This window comes from Hyphomicrobiales bacterium (genome assembly GCA_016710435.1).
GTDB lineage: Bacteria > Pseudomonadota > Alphaproteobacteria > Rhizobiales > Aestuariivirgaceae > Aestuariivirga.
The window spans coordinates 3101325-3122377 of sequence record JADJVV010000001.1 but is presented as its reverse complement, the minus strand read 5'-3'; the positions used below and the strand labels follow the sequence as shown (position 1 = coordinate 3122377).

Genomic DNA, 21053 nt, shown 5'->3' with positions numbered 1-21053 from the left:
GAAAGTGGTGAGCCGGGCGGGAATCGAACCCGCGACCACATGATTAAAAGTCACGTGCTCTACCCCTGAGCTACCGGCCCCCCGGGGTGTGGAATCCCGTCGCGCGGGGTCCTTCTAGGGGTGTGGACCGGGAGGGTCAAGCGGTGCGTCACAGATAGAAATGCCACAATTAAGGGACTAATCACCCGTTTCCTGTAGGGCCGAATCTTGCAGGGCGCCACGCCCTCGCGGGTTTACGGGGGTTCTACGGGGACACATGTCTGGATTAGCAGTCGTCATACTTGCCGCGGGAATGGGGACCCGCATGAAATCGGATATCCCGAAGGTCTTGCACCGCGCGGCGGGGCGGAGCCTTCTGGGCCATGTGCTGCATGCCGCGAAGGCCGTGGGGCCGAAGCATATCGTTGTCGTGCACGGGCCCGCGCAGGACGCCGTGAAGAAGGAGAGCGCCGCCATCGTGCCCGATGTGCGTTTCGCCGAACAGGGCGAACGCCGTGGCACGGGCCATGCCGTGATGATGGCAGAACAGGCGCTGAAGGATTTCACCGGCACGGTGCTGGTGCTTTATGGCGATGCACCGCTGGTGCAGCCACAGGCGCTGCTTGATCTTGTCGCCGTGAAGGATGCCGGCGCGCGCATGGCCGTGATGGGTTTCAAGGCCGTCAATCCGTTCGGCTACGGCCGTCTCATCCTGCAGAGCGACCGCCTCATAGCCATACGCGAGCAGAAGGATGCGAGCGAAGCGGAGCGTGCCATCGACCTGTGCAATTCCGGCGTCATTGCCATCGGCTCACATCACCTGTGGCCGATGCTGCACAAGCTCTCGCCCGCCAATGCGCAAGGCGAACTCTATCTCACCGATGTGGTGGAACTGATGCATGAAGCGGGGCAGGCCTGCGCCATCAGCCTGTGTCCGGAAGCCGATACGGCAGGTGTGAACGACCGCGTGCAACTTGCTGCCATCGAGGCCGAATTCCAGCGCCGCCTGCGGCAGAAGGCCATGCTGAATGGTGCGACGCTGGTTGATCCGGCCACGGTCTATTTTTCTGCCGACACGGCAGTGGGGCGCGATGTGGTGATCGAGCCCAACGTGTTTTTCGGACCGGGTGTGCAGATCGGTGATGATGTTCACATCCTCGCCAACAGCCATATTGAGGGCGCGAAGATTGCGCGAGGCGCACGCATCGGGCCGTTCGCCCGGCTCAGGCCTGGCGCCGAACTCGGCGAGAATGTGCACGTGGGTAACTACGTCGAGATCAAGAAGGCGAAACTCGGCAAGGGCGCCAAGGCGAACCACCTGAGTTACATCGGCGACGCTGTCGTCGGTGCGGGATCCAATATCGGAGCAGGGACGATCACCTGCAATTACGACGGGTACGAGAAGCATTTGACCGAGATCGGCGAGAATGTTTTCGTCGGTTCCAACAGTTCGCTTGTGGCGCCGGTGCGCGTCGGCGCGGGCGCCAATATTGCTGCGGGAACCGTGGTTTCCGCCGATGTCCCCGCCGATGCACTGGCGATCGGGCGACCCGCCTTCGACGTTAAGGATGGCTGGGCAAAACGTTACCGTGCGGCCAAACAGGCACGCAAATTGCAAAAATCGAAGGGTTAAGGAGCACTCCATGTGTGGCATTGTCGGCATTCTGGGCAAGGAGCCCGTGGCACTTTCAATCGTTGAAGCCCTTCGGCGCCTGGAATACCGGGGCTATGACTCGGCTGGTGTCGCGACGCTGGAAAATGGCGGCATCGAGCGCCGCCGCGCGCCGGGCAAGCTGAAGAACCTGGAGGAACGCTTGCGTTCGGAACCGATGACCGGGCTTTCCGGCATCGGTCATACACGCTGGGCGACGCATGGTGCGGCGACGGAGACCAACGCCCATCCGCACACGGCGGGTGACGTGGTCATCGTGCACAACGGCATCATCGAAAACTTCCGGGAATTGAAGGAAGAGCTGATCGCCAAGGGCCATACCTTCCAGACGCAGACGGATACCGAAGTGGTGGCGCATGCCATCGCCGACCAGCGCGCGCAGGGGAAGTCACCGGTGGACTCGGTCAAGGCCGTGCTGCCGCGCCTCCATGGTGCGTTCGCCTTCGCCATCCTGTTCAAGAGCGAGCCTGATCTCCTGATCGGCGCGCGCCAGGGCTCACCGCTCGCGGTCGGCCATGGCGACGGGCAAATGTATCTCGGCTCGGATGCCATTGCGCTTGCGCCCTTCACCAACAAGGTGACGTATCTGGAAGACGGCGACTGGGTCGTGGTGACGCGCGGCTCGGTGAAGATTTTCGATTCCAACAACATGCCCGTGGTGCGGCCGATGAGCTTCAGCCAGGCCTCGTCCATGCTGGTGGACAAGGGCAACCACCGCCACTTCATGGCCAAGGAAATTGCCGAGCAGCCGGAAGTCGTCGGTCACACGCTGGCGGAATACATCGACTTCGCCAACCGCGCCGTGCGCATGCCGGAGAACATGGCCTTTGATTTCTCCAAGCTGGACCGGGTTTCCATCACGGCTTGCGGCACCGCTTCCTACGCCGGCCTGACGGCGAAGTATTGGTTCGAGCGTATCGCCCGACTGCCGTGCGATGTCGATATCGCCTCGGAGTTCCGTTACCGCGAAGCGCCGCTGGCCAAGAACGGGCTGGCAATCGTCGTGTCCCAATCGGGCGAGACGGCGGATACGCTGGCGGCCTTGCGCTATTCCAAGTCTCAGGGGCAACACACGCTGGCCGTGGTGAACGTGCCTGAATCCACCATCGCCCGGGAATGCGAGATGGTGGTGCGCACCTATGCCGGACCGGAAATCGGCGTGGCCTCCACCAAGGCCTTCACCTGCCAGCTTTCCGCCCTTGCAGCACTTGCGCTTGTGGCGGCAAAGCAGCGCGGCCATCTGCCTCCTGAAAAGGAACAGGAACTGGTGGGCGCATTGCTGGAGGCGCCGCGCCACATGGCAGAGGTGCTGCATCAGGAGAAGCACATCGCCGCCGTGGCGAAGGATATTGCCGGGTCTCGGGACGTTCTGTTCCTGGGCCGTGGGATCATGTATCCCATCGCCATGGAAGGGGCGCTGAAACTGAAGGAAATCAGCTATATACACGCGGAAGGTTATGCGGCGGGTGAACTGAAGCACGGGCCAATCGCGCTGATCGACGAGAATGTGCCGGTGCTGGTGCTGGCGCCGCACGACGACCTCTACGAAAAGAGCATCTCCAACATGGAGGAAGTGGCGGCGCGCGGCGGCCGGATCGTGCTGATGACGGATGATGCGGGTTGCCGCAACAACGCCGGCAAGACCTTCCACTGCATCACCATGCCGAAGATGCACCCCTTCATCAATCCGCTCGTCTATGCGCTGCCGGTGCAGCTGCTGGCCTATCACGCCGCCGTGCAGATGGGCACCGACGTGGACCAGCCGCGCAACCTGGCGAAGAGCGTCACGGTTGAATAACACGTGATCGTCAGCACCCTTGCGTTTCGGCGCGGGGGGACTAAATAAGCGCTGTTTGTGAATAACAGACGTTCGTTCTCAGGGCGGGGTGCAATTCCCCACCGGCGGTAAATCGGTTTCGGCCGAAAGCCCGCGAGCGGTTGCCTGTGTATCTCCCGATACATGGCAATGTCAGCAGACCCGGTGTGACTCCGGGGCCGACGGTATAGTCCGGATGGAAGAGAACACTGCAATGCCGTGCCGGTTCCTGCGAGGGGCCGGGAGGGCATTTGCCGTTGCGCCCTGGTTACGCCGTCAAAGGACGAGTCGAAAACCGAGCAGGCGCATGTTGAGCCTCGACAAAAACACCGGACTGGAAGCGGACGTGATCGCGGGCGCCTTTGCGCGCGCGCTCGCGGCGGCGGAAGCCTATCGCGGGGCGACGTCGCCCAATCCGCCCGTGGGTTGCGTCGTGCTGGATGCGGAGGGCCGTGAGCTTGCCGTGGCGGCGCACCAACGGGCGGGGGAAGGCCATGCGGAGGCACAGGCCCTGGCCCTTTGCGCCATGTCGGGCACCACGGCGCGCGCTCATACCATCATCGTGACGCTGGAGCCGTGCAACCACACCGGCCGCACGCCACCGTGCTGCGATGCCATCCTCGCCACGCCCATCCGCCATGTGTGGATCGGCGCCGCTGATCCCAATACGGCGGTGAAGGGCGGCGGGGCGCGGCGGCTGGCGGAGGCGGGGCTTGAGGTGCACTGGATCAAGGAGATCGACAGCAAAATCGCCGCACGGGCGGAGGAACTCGTCACACCCTTTGCCAAGCGCATGCGCAGTGGCATTCCCTGGGTGACGGTGAAGCAGGCCCTGGATGCGAAGGGCTCCATGATCCCGCCACCGGGGCAGAAGACCTTCACGTCGTCGGCATCGCTGCTATTTGCCCACGAGTTGCGGAAGCGTGCCGATGCCATCATCACCGGTTCTGGCACGGTTCTGGCCGATGCGCCGGAATTCACCGTGCGGCGCGTCAGCGATCACCCCGGCAAGATCCGCGACCTTCTCATCCTCGACCGCCGTGGGCGGGTGCCGGAGAGTTATCTCGCCGCCGCCGCGGCGCGCGGGTTTCGTGCGCGCCGAAGCCCTACCTTGTCCGATGCGCTGAAAAGCGCGGCCGCCGCGGGCGCCGTGGAGGTGCTGGTGGAGGCCGGCCCGGCGGTGACGGCGCATGTCCTTCAGTCCACCCATTGGGACGAACACATCATCATCCAGAAATCCACAGGCGGTGCAGGGCGCGATGCCATCGAGCGCCGGCTGCGGGGCCGTTAGGAGACAGGAACGACACCATGTTTTCGGGAATCATCGAGAAGCTCGCCACCGTGCACTCCGTTTCGGAGGAAGACGGCACGCTGGTGCTGGAAATCGCCACCGGTTTCGACGGGCTGGAACTGGGCGAAAGCATTGCCGTGAACGGCGTGTGCCTTACCGTCGTGCGCTTCAACAGCAAGGGCTCCGCCACCTTCTTCGTGAGCCGCGAGACTATGGCGCGGAGCAACCTCGGTGACTTGCAGGCCCTCGGGCACGTGAACCTTGAACGCGCGGTAAAGCTGGAAACGCGGCTCTCCGGTCACCTGGTGCAGGGTCATGTGGATGGTCTGGCGACACTTGAATCCATCATGCCGGATGCGGAGGCCTTCAAGCTGGTGTTCGCCATGTCGCCTGATCTGGCTCGCTATTGCGTGGAGAAGGGATCGATTGCGCTCAATGGCATCAGCCTCACACTGAACAGCGTGGAGAACGACGATCCGGCGCAGACGCGGATCGGAATCACCATCATTCCCCATACGTGGAGCCATACAAACCTGAGCGACCTTTCGCCCGGCGACGATGTGAATGTCGAGGTCGATGTGATCGCCAAATACGTGGAGAGGTTATGTCAGCCTTATCGTCCCTCATGAGAGACACAGCGCCCGCGACGGGCGTCATTGAAATCGCGCGCGCCCGCATGCCGTCGGCCTATTCCGATGGCGAGCTGGAAATGCGCGCCTACCGGGACACCACCACGGGCGTGGAGCATGTGGCGCTGGTGAAGCCGGTCACATCAGGCGTGCCGCTGGTGCGCATTCATTCGGAATGCCTGACGGGCGAAGCATTCGGTTCCTTGCGCTGCGATTGCGGCCCGCAATTGCAGGAGGCGATTGCGCAGGTGGACAAGAGCAACGGTGGAGCGGTGATCTATCTGCGTGGCCATGAAGGCCGGGGCATCGGTCTTGCCAACAAGATCCGCGCCTATGCCTTGCAGGACAAGGGGATGGACACGGTCGAAGCCAATCTCGCCCTGGGCTTTACGGCCGATGGCCGCGACTTCGCCATTGCCGCGCGCATTCTTGAAACGCTCGGCATGACGCGGGTGGAGTTGCTCAGCAACAATCCCGCCAAGGCAATGGCGCTGCAAGACCACGGCATTGCCATTGCGGCGGTGCGCGCCATCCTCATCGCGCCCAATCCTCACAACATCAAATATCTGGCGGCCAAGCGGGACAAATTTGGCCATGCCCTCAGCATCTGAAAAGGAGCGCTCCATGAGCAAGGCGAAGAAGAACAAGACCCCGGTGATCGCCATTGTGGTCAGCGAATTCAACGAAGTGGTGACACATGGACTGGTGCGGGGGGCGCGCGGGTTTCTGGCGGAACACCAGATCGACGTTGACGATGCCCACGTGTTTTCGGTGCCGGGGGCTTTCGAGTTGCCGCTGGTGGCGGAGAAGCTGGGGCGCACCGGCAGGTTCGATGGTGTCATCATCCTCGGCTGCGTGATCAAGGGCGAGACGGCGCATTTCGAATACATCAGCCTCGCCGCCACCCACGGAACGATGATGGCCAACCTCAACTGTGGCGTTCCGATCGCCTTCGGCGTCATCACCACCTACACGGCGGAACAGGCGGAGCGCCGCGCCAAGGACGATGATTTCAACAAAGGTCGCGAAGCCGCCTCCGCCTGCCTGGGCTCAATCAACGCGCTCCGTGCCGTGGCGGCGCTGAAGAAGAAAAAGAAGTAGGGGAAAACCATTTGTTCCCCGTCCTGTCGTCGCGGTGACGGAAGGAGTGGGGTCGTGGTGCCGAGAGGGCGTTGGTGGCGGCGGTCGACGGGTGGTGGCCGGAGTAGACTCCACCTTGCCGGGGGGCGTCAGCGCCTAGAGTGAAAAGCTCGTGCCGCAGCCGCAGGAGGATTTGGCCTGGGGGTTCTGCACGCGGAAAGATTGGCCCATGAGATCGTCCACGAAATCCACCGTGGCGCCATCCATGAAGCCCAGGGACATGCTGTCCACCAGCACGGTTGCGCCGTCGCGTTCGAAGGCCGTGTCGTCATCGACGCGGTCTGAGTCGAGCTTGAATTCGTATTGGAACCCTGAGCAGCCGCCGCCATTGACGGCAATGCGGAGTGCGCCGTGTTGGGGTGCAATCTCAAGAATGCGTTTTGCGGCGGCCGGAGTTACGGTAAGGGCGGGTACGGTCATGCAAGGGATTTTGGGTTTGGCGGGGCATTTGTCAAGAACGGCAGGGATGTGGTGTCCATGAGCCACCTGCAACCCTATGCCTGCCACTCCACCCGGAGCCGTGGCCGCCTGGTGCCGGAACCGCCGGCCCCGCCGCGTTCGGACTTTGCCCGCGACCGTGACCGCATCATCCATTCGGCGGCCTTCCGGCGGCTGAAGCACAAGACGCAGGTGTTCGTGTACCACGAGGGTGACCACTACCGGACGCGCCTCACCCATTCGATTGAAGTTGCGCAGATCGCCCGGGCCATCTCGCGGGCACTGGGCCTGGATGAGGACCTGACGGAGGCGCTCGCCCTGGCCCATGACCTCGGACACACGCCCTTTGGCCATGCTGGCGAACGCGAGCTTGATGCTCTCATGGTGGAGCATGGCGGCTTCGACCACAACGCGCAGGCTCTCCGCATCGTGACGCGGTTGGAGCGGCGCTATGCGGCCTTCGACGGCTTGAACCTGACCTGGGAAACACTGGAAGGACTGGTGAAGCACAACGGTCCTCTGACCGATGCGGAGGGCCATGCGCTCGGTCCGTACCGCGAAAAGGGGTTGCCGCCCGCCATCATCGAATATGCCGAGGTGCATGATCTGGGCCTGTCCCAGCATGCTTCGGCGGAGGCACAATCGGCAGCCATTTCCGACGACATTGCCTACAATGCCCATGACATCGACGATGGTTTGCGGGCGGGATTGTTCAAGATCATCGACCTGGGCGACATCCCGCTGGTGGGGGAGGCGCTGGGGCAGGTGCTGAAGGCCTATCCGGACCTGGAACAGGGGCGGGTGGTCCATGAGACGGTGCGCCGCGTAATCTCCGCCATGGTGAACGACGTTCTCGCCACCAGCCGAAAGAGCCTGAAGCGCCTCGGCCCCAAGAGCCCGGATGATATTCGCGCGGCGGGCGAGACGCTGGTGACATTCAGTGCACAGATGAAGGAGAACAACCGGATCCTGCAGCAGTTCCTTTCGCACTCCATGTACCGGCATGACCGGGTGATGGACATCATGGCGCGAGCCCAGCGGGTGATCCGCGACCTGTTCACCGCCTATATGAACGACGAGAAACTTCTGCCAAAGGACTGGCGTGAGGATGCGCCTATTTCCGACCAGAGCCGGTATGCCCGGCAGGTGTGCGATTTCCTCGCGGGCATGACCGACCGATTTGCGCTGGACCAGCACAAGCGCCTGTTTGACCTCGACCCTCTCTTTCGTTAAGCGAAAGTTAAATAAATCAATCAATTATTTAGCGATTCAGTATGAACCTCTTTGCGCACTTTCACGGCCTCGTGGAGCAGGCCCTCAACGACCTTGCAGCCGGCGGGCAGATTCCCGCGGGCCTCGACCTGTCACGCGTGGTCGCCGAGCCGCCGCGTGATCCGTCGCATGGCGATGTGTCTTCCAATGCCGCGATGGTGCTGGCCAAGGCCGCCAACATGCAGCCGCGCAAGCTGGCGGAACTGCTGTGCGCGAAACTTGTTGCGGCACCTGACGTGAGTGCGGCCGAGATCGCCGGGCCGGGTTTCATCAACCTGCGTCTTGCGCCCTCCATCTGGCCGACGTTTCTCGATTCTGTTTCCGCTCTGAAGGAGCGCTTTGGCAACTCGACCCTTGGCCAGGGCGAGAAGGTCAACGTGGAGTATGTTTCCGCCAATCCCACAGGCCCCTTGCATGTGGGGCATTGCCGGGGTGCGGTGTTTGGTGATGCGCTGGCGGCCCTGCTGGCCGTGACGGGCTACAACGTCTCCAAGGAATACTACATCAACGATGCAGGCGCGCAGGTCGATACGTTGGCGCGTTCCGCCTACCTCCGCTACCGCGAGGCGCTGGGCGAGGACATCGGCGAGATTCCGGCGGGCCTTTATCCGGGGGACTATCTCAAGGCCGTCGGTGCTGAGCTGGCGAAAGAGTTCGGCCGCACGCTTCTCGACAAGCCTGAAGCGGCGTGGCTGGAACCCGTACGCGCGATCGCGATCGCCATGATGATGGACCTGATCCGTGATGATCTTGCTGCGTTGAACATCCGGCAGGAGGTGTTCTTCTCGGAAAAATCGCTGCACACCTCGGGTGCCGTCGATGACACGCTGGCAAGCCTCGAAAAGGCCGGGCATGTCTATCAGGGCCGGCTGGACAAGCCGAAGGGCGAAGTGCCGGAAGACTGGGAAGACCGTGAGCAGACGCTGTTCCGCGCCACGGCCTTCGGAGACGATGTCGATCGTCCGCTGAAGAAATCCGACGGCAGCTTCACCTATTTTGCCTCCGACGTGGCCTATAGCCGTGACAAGATTTCGCGCGGCTTCAAGCAGCTGATCTATATCCTCGGTGCCGATCACGGCGGTTATGTGAAACGCCTCCAGGCCGTGGCCTCGGCCATCGCCGGTGAGGGCAAGGTGCAGGTCATCGTGCGGCTGTGCCAACTGGTGAAGTTGTTCCGCAACGGCGAACCGGTGCGCATGTCCAAGCGGGCAGGGGAATTCGTGACGCTGCGCGATGTGGTGGACGAGGTTGGTCCGGACGTCGTGCGCTTCATGATGCTCTACCGCAAGAACGAGGCACCGCTCGATTTCGATTTCGCCAAGGTGACAGAGCAGTCGAAGGACAATCCGGTTTTCTACGTGCAGTACGCCCATGCGCGCATTTGTTCGGTGCTGCGCAATGCCGAATCCGAAGGTTTCGGCGCGGCGGAAGAGAGCGATGTGCAATTCGATCTGTTGACGGACGAAGCCGAGCTTGCGGTGATCCGCCGGATGGCCGCCTTTCCGCGCTTGCTCGAAGCGGCGGCACTGGCCCATGAGCCTCACAGAATATCTTTCTATCTCTATGATTTAGCGAGCGATTTTCATGCCCTTTGGAACAAGGGCAAAGAAGCGCCGCATTTGCGCTTCATTATCCCCGCCCAACGGCAACTGACGATGACTCGGATAGCGTTTCTCCGCGCAATCCGCTATTCTCTTGCCAACGGGCTTAACATTCTCGGCGTAAGACCTGTCGAGGAGATGTAGGAACGGGCAAAGGGTATGGATCAGAATTCCAGCAACGGAACGGACAAGCGCAGCTGGCGGGAACGCCTGGGCATCGGCGCGGGCAAAGATATGCCCCGCATTGCCGATGAATTTACGCCTGCCGCTCCGGCTCCGGCGCGTCCTGCCGCGGTGAAGCCCGCACCCATGGCGCCGCGCCCCCAAGTGAAGGCCGCACCGCCACGCGGCACGCCTGCGGCGGCACCTGTCGGTGCCACGGGCGAGAAGCTGGCCGAAAAGCTCAAGGCCCAGCGCGAAGCGCAGGAACGCCTTGCCGAACAGCGCGTGCAGGCTGCCAGCCAGCGCGCCGTCGTGAAGCCCGAAGCCAGCAATGGCGCCAAGCCGAAATTCACCTTCGCCGTCGATGACAGCGATCAGCCGAAGCCTGCCGCTCCGGCGCCGCGCCCGGCGCAAGCTGCCGTTCCACCCGCACCTCCTGTTGCTGCTCCGCCCAAGTCCGCTGTACCACCGCGCAGCATGGTGCCGCCGCCGTCCATGTCTCCGGCGCCGATGACGCCGCCGCGCGCCCCGCTGGGTGCTGAGCGTCCGATGATACCGCCGCGTCCTGCCGGCGCGATGCCGCCGCCTGTCGTGCCGGCCCGTCCGCAATCGCGTTACACGCCGCCGCCTGCTGGTGGGTATGGCAATCCGCCGTCCTATGGCGGGACAGATGCCGCCACCGTACCGCCCGATCGATCCGGGGGCGCGGGGATATTCCGCGGGGGGCTATCAGCCGCCGCCGGCCTATGCGCCGCCGCCTCCCGTCAGCAACTATGGCAACCAGCCGCGCCTCAACATGCCGGCGACGCCGCCCGCCGGTCCTGGCTTCAGCACTGAGAATTTCGATTCGCGCGGGCGCAGCATGCGTCCGCCGCCGCGTCCCGCCGTTGGCGGTTTCCGCGCCGAGGAATATCCTGAACACGATGTGTTTTCCGACACGCGCGCCACGCGCCGTGCCACCGCGGGCGACTACACCCAGGCCTATCGCGACGAACAGGCTTATGAGGAAGACCTGCCGCCGTCACGCGGTCCGCTTCTGCCGCTGGTGTTGCTATTCCTGCTCGCGCTCGCTGCTGGCCTCGGCCTGTGGTGGGTTTACCAGAGCAGCCAGGACAAGACCCTGGCTGGTGGACAGGGCAACGCGCCCGTCGTCCAGGCCCCGGCCCAGCCTGCCAAGGTCACGCCGGATCCGGCTCCGCAGGCCAACGCGCCACCGAAGAAACTGATCTACGACCGTATCGTGGGCGACCGCGAAGTGCTGGGCGGCGATGTCATCCAGTCGGAAGAGGTTCCGGCACAACCGGGTGACAGCACCAACATCCAGCAGGGGGCCGACCCTGCGGCCGGAGCCGACGGCGGAACGCCGGGCGCCGACACCACGCCTGCCTCCGGTCAGGAGGAACTGGTGCCGCTGCCGCTTCCGCCTCCGCCAGGCGACACGGGCGCGGGCGACCAGCAAGGCGCTCTTCCCGGGGACAAGACCTCGAACCAGGCCATGATCAACCCTGCCGCCGGCGCAAGCCAGGCGGCAGACCCGTCTTTGGCGGCTACCGGAAAATCCGATCCTGGGGGAATAAATTCCGCTGTTAAGAGCGATTCTGTGGCGACAGACTCGACTGCGGGTCAATCCGTGCTCCCCGTTCCGCCTGAGCCGGGGCCTGTTCCGGGCGGGACCGAGACGGCGGCGGACACAGGCAGCGAAACCATCAGCGAACCTGATCCCGCGCCAGCCGTTGCGCCGGTGAAGAAGAAGGTCATGGAGAAGAAGCCAGTCAAGACAGCAGAGAAGAGTCTCGGCTCAAAGCCTGTCGTACTCGTTCCGCCGTCCAGGAAAATCAATTCGCTTGCGGAAGAGGATGTGGCCAGCGCCGAGACGGCTGGTGGCACGGCCTCCATGAGCAGCAACAGCGGCGGTTTGTATGATGGAGATGCCGTGGTGGCTCCGCCTGCGGCGGGAACAGCGGCGGCTGCGCCTGTGAAGAAGAAGCGCACCATCGCTGACCTGTTCAAGGGCGAGGACAGCGCCGATGAACCCGTGGCTGCTCCTGCACCCATCCAGCAGCAGGCGACGGCACCTGTGAAGATCACGCAGCCTACGCCACAGCCCGCGCCGCAACAGGCTCCCCAACCCGCACCACAACAGCAGGCTTCCACCGGGGGCAGCGGTTATGTGGCACAGCTTGCCTCGTTTGCGAACCAGTCAGACGCGAGCAAGGAGTTCGGCAGGTTGAAGGCAAAGCATGGTGCCGCCTTTGCGGGATTGTCACCCATCGTCACCCAGGCGGTTGTCGGCGGCAGCACGCGGTACCGTTTGGCAGTTGGCGTCATGCAGAGTCGTGAACAGGCAAGCGCCGTCTGTGCAAAACTCTTCGCCGCTGGCGAGCGGGATTGCCTTGTGCGGCGGCAATAGCCAAAACGCTGGGTCTTAATAGTCGTTCTCTTGTTTCAAGGAAATCTTATGGCGCGTACACCCGTTGGCGCATTCATCAGCGGCTGCTCGGGGTACGCCCTGAGTGATGCCGAAACCGCATTCTTCACGAAGGCCAATCCCTGGGGCCTGATCCTCTTCAAGCGCAATTGTGAATCGCCGTCGCAGATCAGGGCGTTGACGTCGGCCTTCCGTGCCGCAGTAGGCCGCAAGGACGCGCCCGTGTTCATCGATCAGGAAGGCGGCCGCGTGCAGCGCATGGGCCCGCCCGTGCCGGAGTGGCGCAAATATCCGGCGGCCGAGGATTACGGCCGGCTGTATCAATCTTGCCCGCTGCATGCCTTGCGGGCCACGCGTCTCGTGGCGCGGCTGATGGGGGCTGACCTTGAGGCCGCCGGCATTACCGTGAACTGTGCGCCAGTGCTGGACCTGCCGCGGGAAGATACGACACCCGCGATTGCAAGCCGCACCTTCCACGCCCGGCCCGAAGCGGCATTGTCGCTGGCGCGCGCCTACATGGATGGCCTGATGGACGGCGGTGTTCTGCCCGTGATCAAGCACATTCCCGGCCATGGCCGCGCCGTGGTGGACAGTCACTATGATCTCCCCGTGATCAAGGCGACCCGCAGCGAACTGGAGGCCCATGACTTCCAGCCGTTCGCGGGACTTTCCGCCTGTCCCATGGCGATGACGGCGCATGTTGTGCTGGAGGCGATCGACGCCGATCACCCCGCCACGCAGTCAAAGCGCGTGGTGCGCGACGTGATCCGCAAGCAGCTGGGCTACGGCGGGTTGCTGATGACCGACGACCTCTCCATGAAGGCATTGTCCGGGACGATGACGGAGAAGGTGCAGGCCTCGCTCGATGCGGGGGTGGATATGGTTCTGCATTGCAACGGTGTTCTCGCGGAAATGGAAGAGGTTGCGGCTGCTGCTGGGCCTCTCAAGGGCAAGGCTCTGGCGCGGGCCAAGGCCGCTCTCAGGGCGCGGCGCAAGCCTTTGCCCTACGACGAAAAAGTGGCGTTACGCGACCTGGAGGCGGTGCTCAAGGCGGGCGTGAAGACCACGGCCTGAGCACGCCTTCAAATTGCAGTTGAAAGGCCCGCCTTTGAGATGGGCAAGGCCCCGCCCGGGCGCTAAAAGCCCGTCATGAGCATGAGCAACGATACGCCTGATCCCGGGTCAAGCCCGGTGCCGGAAAGTCCGGCACCGGATGCTGCGATGGCTGATCCGGCGCAGGGCTGGCCCGATGGCGAGGGGGCTTTGCGGCGCGAGGCGCTGCCTTCCGAAGACGAGCGCCTGATTGTCGACGTGGCTGGGTTCGAAGGTCCGCTGGATCTGTTGCTCGACCTTGCGCGCACGCACAAGATCGACCTGTCGCAGATTTCCATCCTGGCGCTCGCCGACCAGTACATCGCCTACATGGAGCGCGCCCGCGCCATGCGGCTGGAGCTTGCCGCGGACTATCTGGTGATGGCGGCGTGGCTGACCTATCTGAAGTCGCGGCTCCTCATTCCCGCACCGCCTGCGACGGAAGGCGAGGCGACACCGCAGGACATGGCGGCGCGCCTGGCGTTCCGCCTGCAGCGCCTGCAGGCCATGCGGGAGCGGGCACAGAGCCTGATGGACCGGAGCCAGCTCGGCATCGATGTCTTCTTCCGCGGCGCGCCAGAGCCTCTGGTGATCGACCGGCAGCGGGAATATGCCGATACACTGCTCGACCTGCTGAAAGCCTATGCGGACCGGCGCTCCAAGAAGATGGTGCGGCAGACATATACGGTGAAGCGCCAACCGGTGTGGAGCATCAAGGAAGCACGCGAGACGCTGGAGCGGCTCGTCGGCGCCATGGATGAATGGGGCACCTTCGACACGTGGCTTGAGCGCTATCTCGCCACACCGGAATTGCGGCGCTCGGTGCGCGCTTCGAGTTTCACGGCCAGCCTGGAACTGGCACGCGAGGGCGTGCTGGAACTCCGCCAGGATGATGCCTTCAAACCCATCTATCTGCGGCGCCGCGGCGCAGCAGCCTAAACGACAGGACAGATCACCGTGCCATCGACACTGACAGCCATCGAGATGAACGCGCAGCCGGACGACGGCACGGACGCGGACGCGGAGCAGGGAGCCGTGGTGACCATGCATCCTCACGCCGAACGGAGCCAGCATCTGCGCATCCTCGAAGCCATCCTGTTTGCCGCGACCGAGCCGGTGAGCCTGGAGAAGTTCAAGGAGCACCTTCCCGAGAGCGCCGACATTGCGGGTCTTCTGGATGACCTGCGCGAGAACTATGCGAACCGTGGCGTGAATCTTGTGCAGCTGGCAGGCAAGTACATGTTCCGCACTGCCGACGACATGTCCTTCGTTCTGCGCAAGGACGTGCAGGAACAGAAACGCCTGACCAAGGCCGGCCTTGAGACCCTCGCCATCATCGCCTACCACCAGCCGGTGACGCGCGCCGACATCGAGGACATTCGTGGCGTGGCGATTTCCAAGGGCACGCTCGACACGCTGCTTGACATTGGCTGGATCAAGATGCGGGGCCGTCGCAAGTCGCCGGGCCGTCCCGTCACCTACGGCACCACCGAAAACTTCATGCAGCATTTCGGCCTGAACGAAATCACCGACCTGCCGGGCCTGCAGGAACTGAAGGCCGCGGGCCTTCTGGAGGCCAACCTGCCGCCGGGCTTCGATGTGCCTGTGCCGAAGTCGGCGGAGGAACTGACGGCGGATGAAGAGCCGCTGGACGGCACCGAACAGATTCCGCTGGAGATGCACTTGCCGGATCCCGATGCGCCGCCCGCTGCGGAAGCCGTTGCGCCGGAATCGCCTGCCGAAACTCCGGACGAAAGCGCGACCTGATCGCGCTCAGCTCACGCCGATCCGCAACAGGTCGTGGATATGGATGAGGCCTTCTGGCTTTCCGTTCCCGTCCACAACGAAGACCGCGGTGATGCGCGCGCCGTTGAGGAATTCCAGCACTTCCCCGGTGAGCATTCCCGTGCCGATGGTCTTCGGCGCGCGGGTCATGACGTCGTCAACCCGCTGGTCCATGAGACGCGGGCCCATGTGGCGGCGCAAGTCGCCATCGGTGACGAGACCGACAATCCTTCCCGCCTGATCGACGACGCCCACGCAGCCGAATGATTTCTGCGTCATGGTGAGGATGGCCTCGGCCATGGATGTTCCCAGTGCCACGAGCGGCAGGCGCTCGCCCGCGTGCATGATGTCGCTGGCGTGTTTCAATTGCGCGCCCAGTTTTCCGCCGGGATGGAAGTTCTTGTAGTCCATGGGCGAGAAGCCCTTGTCCTCCAGCAGCGCCATGGCCAGCGCGTCACCCAGCGCCAGTTGCAGCAGCGTGGAGGTGGTGGGCGCCAGGCCGTTGGGGCAGGCCTCCTTCGCTTCCGGCAGTTCCAGCACGATGTCTGCCTCCCGGCCAAGCGTGCTGGCGCGGCGCGACGTCATGGCGATGAGCGGGACCTTGAAGCGGCGGCTGTAAACGAGAATGTCCCGCAGTTCGGCGGATTCGCCGGAGTTGGAGAGCATGACGACCACGTCCTGGGCGGTAATCATGCCGAGGTCGCCATGGCTCGCCTCGGCGGGGTGGACGAAGAGGGCAGGCGTGCCGGTGGACGCCAGCGTTGCGGCGATCTTGCGGGCGATGTGGCCGCTCTTGCCCATGCCGGTGATGATGACGCGGCCCGGCGCCTTGCGGATGACGGCGACGGCATCCGCCAATGCCTCGCCGAGGTTGCTGCCGAGTGCCTGTTCGAGCGCCTGCATGCCGCGGGTTTCCGTTGCGATGGCGGCGCGGGCGGAAGCCTGCCAATTGCGGCGAAGGGCGGGAAGGTCTGTTGCGGTCATGGTCCCCGCATTTAGTCCATTCCCGGCGCTTTGCCACTGCTCATTGGAACAGGGCGTCAAGGCCCTGTTAACCATGTTTTCTTAGAGAAGGAGGCGATGTTGTGTGTCAGTCGTCCCCTTTGTGTGCTCGCCGCGGCAAGCCTGTACGCGCTTGCCGCGGTTCAGCCTGTGCTGGCGCAGGATGCCAGTGCCGACGACCTGTATGGGCCGCTGATGGATTCGGTGGAACCTCCGCCACCACCGCCCATTCCCGGTTATGCCGTCATTTCCAGCACGGATGATCCCGCTCCGCCCTTGCGGCGCAAGCGCGCGCCTGCCCCTGATCCCTATGCCGCGCCCGGGCTCCGGCAGGGCGGGCTTACCTATTTTCCGACGCTTGAGATCGGCGCAGTGGCCACGAGCAATGTCGGCGGCGCGTCCAGCGGTGCGAAGCCTGATGTCGGCCTGCGGCTCAAGCCTGGCCTCACTGTCGTGAGCGACTGGCCGCGCCATGCCTTCACCGCCACGGCAAGCGGCGAGATCGTGCGCTACCTCGGTGAGAGCGATCTGTCGACGGCATCGGCCGATGCGCAGATGGCGTTGCGGCTCGACGTGCGGCACGGCACATGGATTGACCTTGAAGACGGCTACACGCTCACTTCAACGGGAGCGGCCAACAGCGAAGTGCCCGATACCGCCATCGGCAACCGTCTGTCCCACGAGTTCCGCAGCAGCGCAGCGGTAACACACGAAGCCGGTTTCGTGGATGCGCAGGTGGAGGCGGGGCTGCGGCGCAACCTGTTCGAGGATGTCGATCTCTCCGGTGGGGGCAGCGAGGACAACAGCGACCGCAATTACGTGCAGGCCGATCTCTCCTTGCGCGGCACGTTCAATCGCGGCGCCGTGCTGCGGCCGTTCGCGGAAGTTTCCTACACGCCGCGTTTCCACGACAAGAGTGTTGACCGCAACGGCCTGCGCCGTGACTCGCAAGGCTATGGTGCGGTGCTGGGCCTGAAGATCGACGATGATCCGGTGTGGAGCGGGGAGGCGGGGCTTGCCTATCTCGTCCGCGACTATGAAGACCCGAGCCTGAAGACTGTTCAGGCGCCCGGGCTCCTGGCGAATATCCAGTGGCGCCCGACGGAACTCACGCAGGTGGACCTCACGGCCACCCTGGGTCTTGCGGAAACAGCAAGCGCCACCGATTCCGCAACGAAATCGTGGTCGGCAGGGGCACGGGTCAGGCACGCACTGCATGACAATCTCAACCTGATCGCCGGCGCCGATATCTCGGTCGCGAAGAGCACGGGTGGCAGCGACACGACCTATGGCATCGAGACTGGGCTGGAGTGGAAGCTCAATCCCTACATGGCCATGGGTGCCACGTATGACGGCACATGGTTCGACAGCGCCAGTGCGAGCGGTGACTACGACGAGCACCGCCTCATCGGCAGCCTCATCCTGAAACGTTAGCTGAAACGCCAGGCGCCCGGTTTCACGTCCACGAAATCTTGCCGCCGTGGGCTTGCAGGATCTTGTCCAATTCGTCGCGGAAGGCGGGGGCGATGTCTTCACGCTCGAGGGCGTGGGCCACGTTGGCCGCGAGGAAGCCCACCTTGTCGCCGCAGTCGTAGGTGGTGCCTTCATATTTGAGGCCGTGAAAGGGCTGGACGTCCATCAGGCGCTTCATGGCGTCGGTGATCTGGATTTCACCGCCCGCACCCGCCTCCTTGCGGTCAAGGATTTCGAAGATCTCGGGCTGGAGGATGTAGCGTCCGGAAATGATGAGGTTGGAGGGTGCGTCCTCGCGTTTCGGCTTTTCGACCATCTGGTTGATGGTGAAATGGTTGTCCTGCCAGTCCTTCGCGCCGACGACGCCGTAGCGGTGCACATGTTCCCATCGGGTTTCCTCGACGGCGATGATGTTGCCGCCGTTCCGGGCCTCGTAGACCTGCACCATCTGGGCAAGGCAGCCGGGGCTGGCCTTCATGACCATGTCGGGTAGCACCACGGCGAAGGGTTCGTTGCCGACGAGTTGGCGCGCGCACCAGACGGCATGGCCAAGTCCCAGCGGTTCCTGCTGCCGGGTGAAACTTGTCTCGCCAGCACCCGGAAGGTCAAGTTCCAGCAGATCGAGTTCCGCCGACTTGCCGCGCTTGCGAAGCGTCGACTCCAGTTCGTACTGCTTGTCGAAGTGGTCCTCGATCACGGCCTTGTTGCGGCCGGTGACGAAGATGAAGTGCTCGATGCCCGCTTCGCGCGCCTCATCGACCACAACCTGGATCAACGGGCGGTCCACAACTGTCAACATCTCCTTGGGCATGGCCTTCGTGGCGGGAAGGAAGCGCGTTCCGAGACCGGCGACGGGGAACACGGCTTTGCGGATGGGCTTTGGCATTCAGATACTCTTAACTGTGAATCGGGCTGACGCAACGCTTCTTAACTTCTGGCGTTGAAGATTGGCTTAAATTCGACGCCACATCGAAGCAATGGGGATCATCATGGCAGTACTCGTCACAGGCGGAGCAGGTTACATCGGGAGCCACATGGTGCTGGCACTCACCGATGCCGGTGAAGAAACCGTGGTGCTGGACAACCTCTCGACGGGTTTTGCCTGGGCAGTCTCGCCGCAGGCGAAGCTGGTGCGCGGCGACATCGGCGATGAAGAGCTGGTGATGACGCTGGTGAAGACGCACAAGATCGATTCCATCGTTCACTTTGCCGGTTCCATCGTGGTTCCGGAGTCGGTCAGCGATCCGCTCGGCTACTATCTCAACAACACGGTGAAATCGCGCGCGCTCATGCATGCTGCGGTGAAGTCGCACGTCAAGAATTTCATCTTCTCGTCGACTGCGGCGGTGTACGGCAACCCGAAGAGCCTCCCCGTGTTCGAAACCGATGAGCCCGCGCCCATCTCGCCCTACGGAACTTCCAAGCTCATGACGGAGATGATGCTGCGCGACAGTCACATCGCCTATGGGCTGAACTATATAGCGCTGCGCTACTTCAACGTGGCGGGGGCGGATCCCAAGGGCCGCACGGGGCAATCAACGCCGCGCGCCACGCATCTCATCAAGGTGGCCTGCCAGACGGCGCTGGGCCAGCGTGCGGGCATGGACGTCTTCGGCACGGATTATGATACCCCGGATGGAACCTGCATCCGCGACTACATTCACGTGAGCGACCTGATCGCGGCGCACATGGATGCGCTCTCGCATCTCCGCCGGGGCGGCGACTCCGGCATCTTCAACTGCGGCTACGGCAAGGGTTATTCCGTGCTGGATGTGATCGGTGCGGTTGAACGGGCCAATGGCGCGCCGGTGAAGCATACGCTTGGACCACGGCGCGCGGGCGATCCTGCGGGGATTGTGGCCGGGGCCGAAAAGGTGCGGAAGATTCTCGGCTGGCAACCGCAGTACAACGATCTTGATGTGATCGTGAAATCGGCGCTCTCCTGGGAGCGCCACCTGGAACGGCGAAACGCCAACTGACCTTCGCCTAAATCCTTGTTCTGCCGCATTTTGTGACTGAGCTTTCCTCCTGTAGGTTTTTCAGGCGGGCGAATCGCGCCCACGGGATGGATCAGCGACATGCGCAAAGTGCTAGCGACGGCAGTGACGGTTTTTCTCCTGGCGGGTACGCCAGCCCTCGCAGATGCAAAGTTCGAGGCCTTCGTGCAATCGCTGTGGCCGCGCGTGAAGGCCGCCGGGTTTTCGCGTGACCTGTTCAACCGCGCCTTTGATGGTGTGACGGAACCGGACGCAGCGGTATTGAAGCTGGCGCAGACGCAGCCTGAATTCACCTCCACCACATCAGAATACCTGGCGAAGGCGGTGACGCCAATCCGCATCGAGTCAGGTCAGACGGCGAAGGTGCAGGATGGCAAGCTGCTTTCGGCCATCGAGAAGAAGTACGGCGTCGACCGCCACATCCTGCTCGGCATCTGGGGGATGGAATCCAACTTCGGCCGGGACAAGGGCTCCATGGGCGTGATGCGCTCCCTCGCAACGCTCATGTATGCAGGGCGAAAGAAGCAATACGCGCAGGAGCAGTTGATCGCCGCCTTCCGCATCCTCAAGTCGGGCATCCGCACACCAGATGATTTTACCGGCTCCTGGGCGGCGGCGATGGGGCACACGCAGTTCATCCCCACGTCCTACATCTCCTATGCGGTGGATTGGACGGGCGACGGCAAGAGGGACATCTGGGGATCGAAGGAGGACGCGCTGGCGTCCACGGCCAACTATCTGGCCAAGTCCGGCTGGAAGAATGACCGGCCGTGGGGCTGGGAGGTGTCGCTGCCCGATGGCTTCAACCGCGTGAACATCGGCCGTACCCATTGGAAGACGGTGGCGGATTGGTCGAAGATGGGCATCAAGCGGGCGGATGGCCAGCGCTTTGGCGTGGCTGACGCGAAGGCCTTCGTGATGATCCCGCAGGGGATCGACGGCCCGGCTTTCCTGGTCACGCAGAATTTCCTCGCCATCATGAACTACAACCTCTCCCATTCCTACGCGCTTGCGGTTGGCCATCTGGGCGACCGTATCCGCGGGCAGGGGCCGTTTCTTGGAACCTGGCCCGCTGTCAACGTGGACCTCAACTTCAAGGAGCGGGTGGAGATGCAGCGGCGTTTGACGCAACTCGGCTTCGAAACGGGGGGCGACGACGGGCGCTTCGGGGCGCGGACCTATGAAGCCGTGATTGCCTTCCAGAAGCGGGTGGGCCTGCCGCTGGACGGGCGACCGAGCCGCAAGGTGCTTGAGCGCCTGCGCCAAGGGCTCTAGG

Annotated in this window: 18 protein-coding genes, 1 tRNA gene and 1 riboswitch; of the genes, 15 read left to right on the top strand and 4 right to left on the bottom strand. The window is 63.4% G+C overall.

The features are described from left to right. Positions 1-5 precede the first annotated feature (5 nt). Positions 6-80: transfer RNA gene (locus IPM06_15210), tRNA-Lys, on the bottom strand. Positions 81-256: 176 nt separating this feature from the next. Between IPM06_15210 and glmU the strand changes: the two genes are divergently transcribed. The 6 genes from glmU to IPM06_15180 all read left to right on the top strand — a co-directional run bounded on the left by glmU (position 257) and on the right by IPM06_15180 (position 6488). Beyond that, positions 257-1612, top strand: coding sequence for a bifunctional UDP-N-acetylglucosamine diphosphorylase/glucosamine-1-phosphate N-acetyltransferase GlmU (gene glmU, locus IPM06_15205; protein MBK8771770.1), 1356 nt, complete (start codon positions 257-259; stop codon positions 1610-1612). A gap of 10 nt (positions 1613-1622) precedes the next feature. After that, complete coding sequence (gene glmS / locus IPM06_15200; protein MBK8771769.1) at positions 1623-3449, top strand: glutamine--fructose-6-phosphate transaminase (isomerizing); 1827 nt, start codon at positions 1623-1625, stop codon at positions 3447-3449. Between the two features lie 70 nt (positions 3450-3519). Beyond that, a riboswitch (FMN riboswitch) is annotated at positions 3520-3679 on the top strand. A 95-nt stretch (positions 3680-3774) separates the two neighbouring features. Beyond that, positions 3775-4758, top strand: a complete 984-nt coding sequence (ribD, locus tag IPM06_15195; GenBank protein MBK8771768.1) for a bifunctional diaminohydroxyphosphoribosylaminopyrimidine deaminase/5-amino-6-(5-phosphoribosylamino)uracil reductase RibD — start codon at positions 3775-3777, stop codon at positions 4756-4758. Positions 4759-4775: 17 nt separating this feature from the next. After that, positions 4776-5387, top strand: a complete 612-nt coding sequence (locus tag IPM06_15190) for a riboflavin synthase (GenBank protein MBK8771767.1) — start codon at positions 4776-4778, stop codon at positions 5385-5387. Continuing rightward, entirely contained in the window at positions 5384-5998 is a 615-nt protein-coding gene (gene ribA, locus IPM06_15185) for a GTP cyclohydrolase II (protein MBK8771766.1), read from the top strand. The genes IPM06_15190 and ribA overlap by 4 nt, the downstream gene beginning before the upstream one ends. 13 nt (positions 5999-6011) lie before the next feature. After that, a complete protein-coding gene (locus tag IPM06_15180; GenBank protein ID MBK8771765.1) occupies positions 6012-6488 on the top strand; it encodes a 6,7-dimethyl-8-ribityllumazine synthase in 477 nt (158 codons plus the stop codon). Between the two features lie 135 nt (positions 6489-6623). On the opposite strand, the gene IPM06_15175 is transcribed toward IPM06_15180, so the two are convergent. Next, the gene (locus tag IPM06_15175) at positions 6624-6947 is read right to left on the bottom strand and encodes an iron-sulfur cluster assembly accessory protein (protein ID MBK8771764.1); all 324 of its coding nucleotides are present in this window, start codon (positions 6945-6947) and stop codon (positions 6624-6626) included. A gap of 57 nt (positions 6948-7004) precedes the next feature. Here IPM06_15175 and IPM06_15170 point away from each other — a divergent pair, with 57 nt between their 5' ends. The 6 genes from IPM06_15170 to scpB all read left to right on the top strand — a co-directional run bounded on the left by IPM06_15170 (position 7005) and on the right by scpB (position 15287). Continuing rightward, complete coding sequence (locus tag IPM06_15170; GenBank protein MBK8771763.1) at positions 7005-8198, top strand: deoxyguanosinetriphosphate triphosphohydrolase; 1194 nt, start codon at positions 7005-7007, stop codon at positions 8196-8198. Positions 8199-8239: 41 nt separating this feature from the next. After that, positions 8240-9982 carry an arginine--tRNA ligase gene (locus tag IPM06_15165; GenBank protein MBK8771762.1) on the top strand — a complete coding sequence of 581 codons (1743 nt, stop codon included), beginning with the start codon at positions 8240-8242 and terminating at the stop codon, positions 9980-9982. Positions 9983-10670: 688 nt separating this feature from the next. After that, positions 10671-12410 carry an SPOR domain-containing protein gene (locus tag IPM06_15160; GenBank protein ID MBK8771761.1) on the top strand — a complete coding sequence of 580 codons (1740 nt, stop codon included), beginning with the start codon at positions 10671-10673 and terminating at the stop codon, positions 12408-12410. A 48-nt stretch (positions 12411-12458) separates the two neighbouring features. Then, positions 12459-13502: a beta-N-acetylhexosaminidase gene (gene nagZ, locus IPM06_15155; GenBank protein ID MBK8771760.1), complete on the top strand. Its 1044-nt coding sequence runs from the start codon at positions 12459-12461 to the stop codon at positions 13500-13502. A gap of 147 nt (positions 13503-13649) precedes the next feature. Then, a complete protein-coding gene (locus tag IPM06_15150; GenBank protein MBK8771759.1) occupies positions 13650-14459 on the top strand; it encodes a segregation/condensation protein A in 810 nt (269 codons plus the stop codon). Between the two features lie 45 nt (positions 14460-14504). After that, a complete protein-coding gene (scpB, locus tag IPM06_15145) occupies positions 14505-15287 on the top strand; it encodes an SMC-Scp complex subunit ScpB (protein ID MBK8771758.1) in 783 nt (260 codons plus the stop codon). 6 nt (positions 15288-15293) lie between these two features. On the opposite strand, the gene IPM06_15140 is transcribed toward scpB, so the two are convergent. Then, positions 15294-16289, bottom strand: coding sequence for a KpsF/GutQ family sugar-phosphate isomerase (locus IPM06_15140; GenBank protein ID MBK8771757.1), 996 nt, complete (start codon positions 16287-16289; stop codon positions 15294-15296). Between the two features lie 96 nt (positions 16290-16385). Here IPM06_15140 and IPM06_15135 point away from each other — a divergent pair, with 96 nt between their 5' ends. After that, positions 16386-17741 (top strand): outer membrane beta-barrel protein, encoded by a 1356-nt coding sequence (locus IPM06_15135; protein MBK8771756.1) that lies wholly within the window; start codon positions 16386-16388, stop codon positions 17739-17741. Between the two features lie 22 nt (positions 17742-17763). On the opposite strand, the gene galU is transcribed toward IPM06_15135, so the two are convergent. Next, a complete protein-coding gene (galU, locus tag IPM06_15130; protein MBK8771755.1) occupies positions 17764-18666 on the bottom strand; it encodes a UTP--glucose-1-phosphate uridylyltransferase GalU in 903 nt (300 codons plus the stop codon). A gap of 103 nt (positions 18667-18769) precedes the next feature. Between galU and galE the strand changes: the two genes are divergently transcribed. Further along, positions 18770-19759, top strand: a complete 990-nt coding sequence (gene galE, locus IPM06_15125; protein ID MBK8771754.1) for a UDP-glucose 4-epimerase GalE — start codon at positions 18770-18772, stop codon at positions 19757-19759. 99 nt (positions 19760-19858) lie between these two features. Then, positions 19859-21052 (top strand): lytic murein transglycosylase, encoded by a 1194-nt coding sequence (locus IPM06_15120; GenBank protein ID MBK8771753.1) that lies wholly within the window; start codon positions 19859-19861, stop codon positions 21050-21052. Position 21053 lies beyond the last annotated feature (1 nt).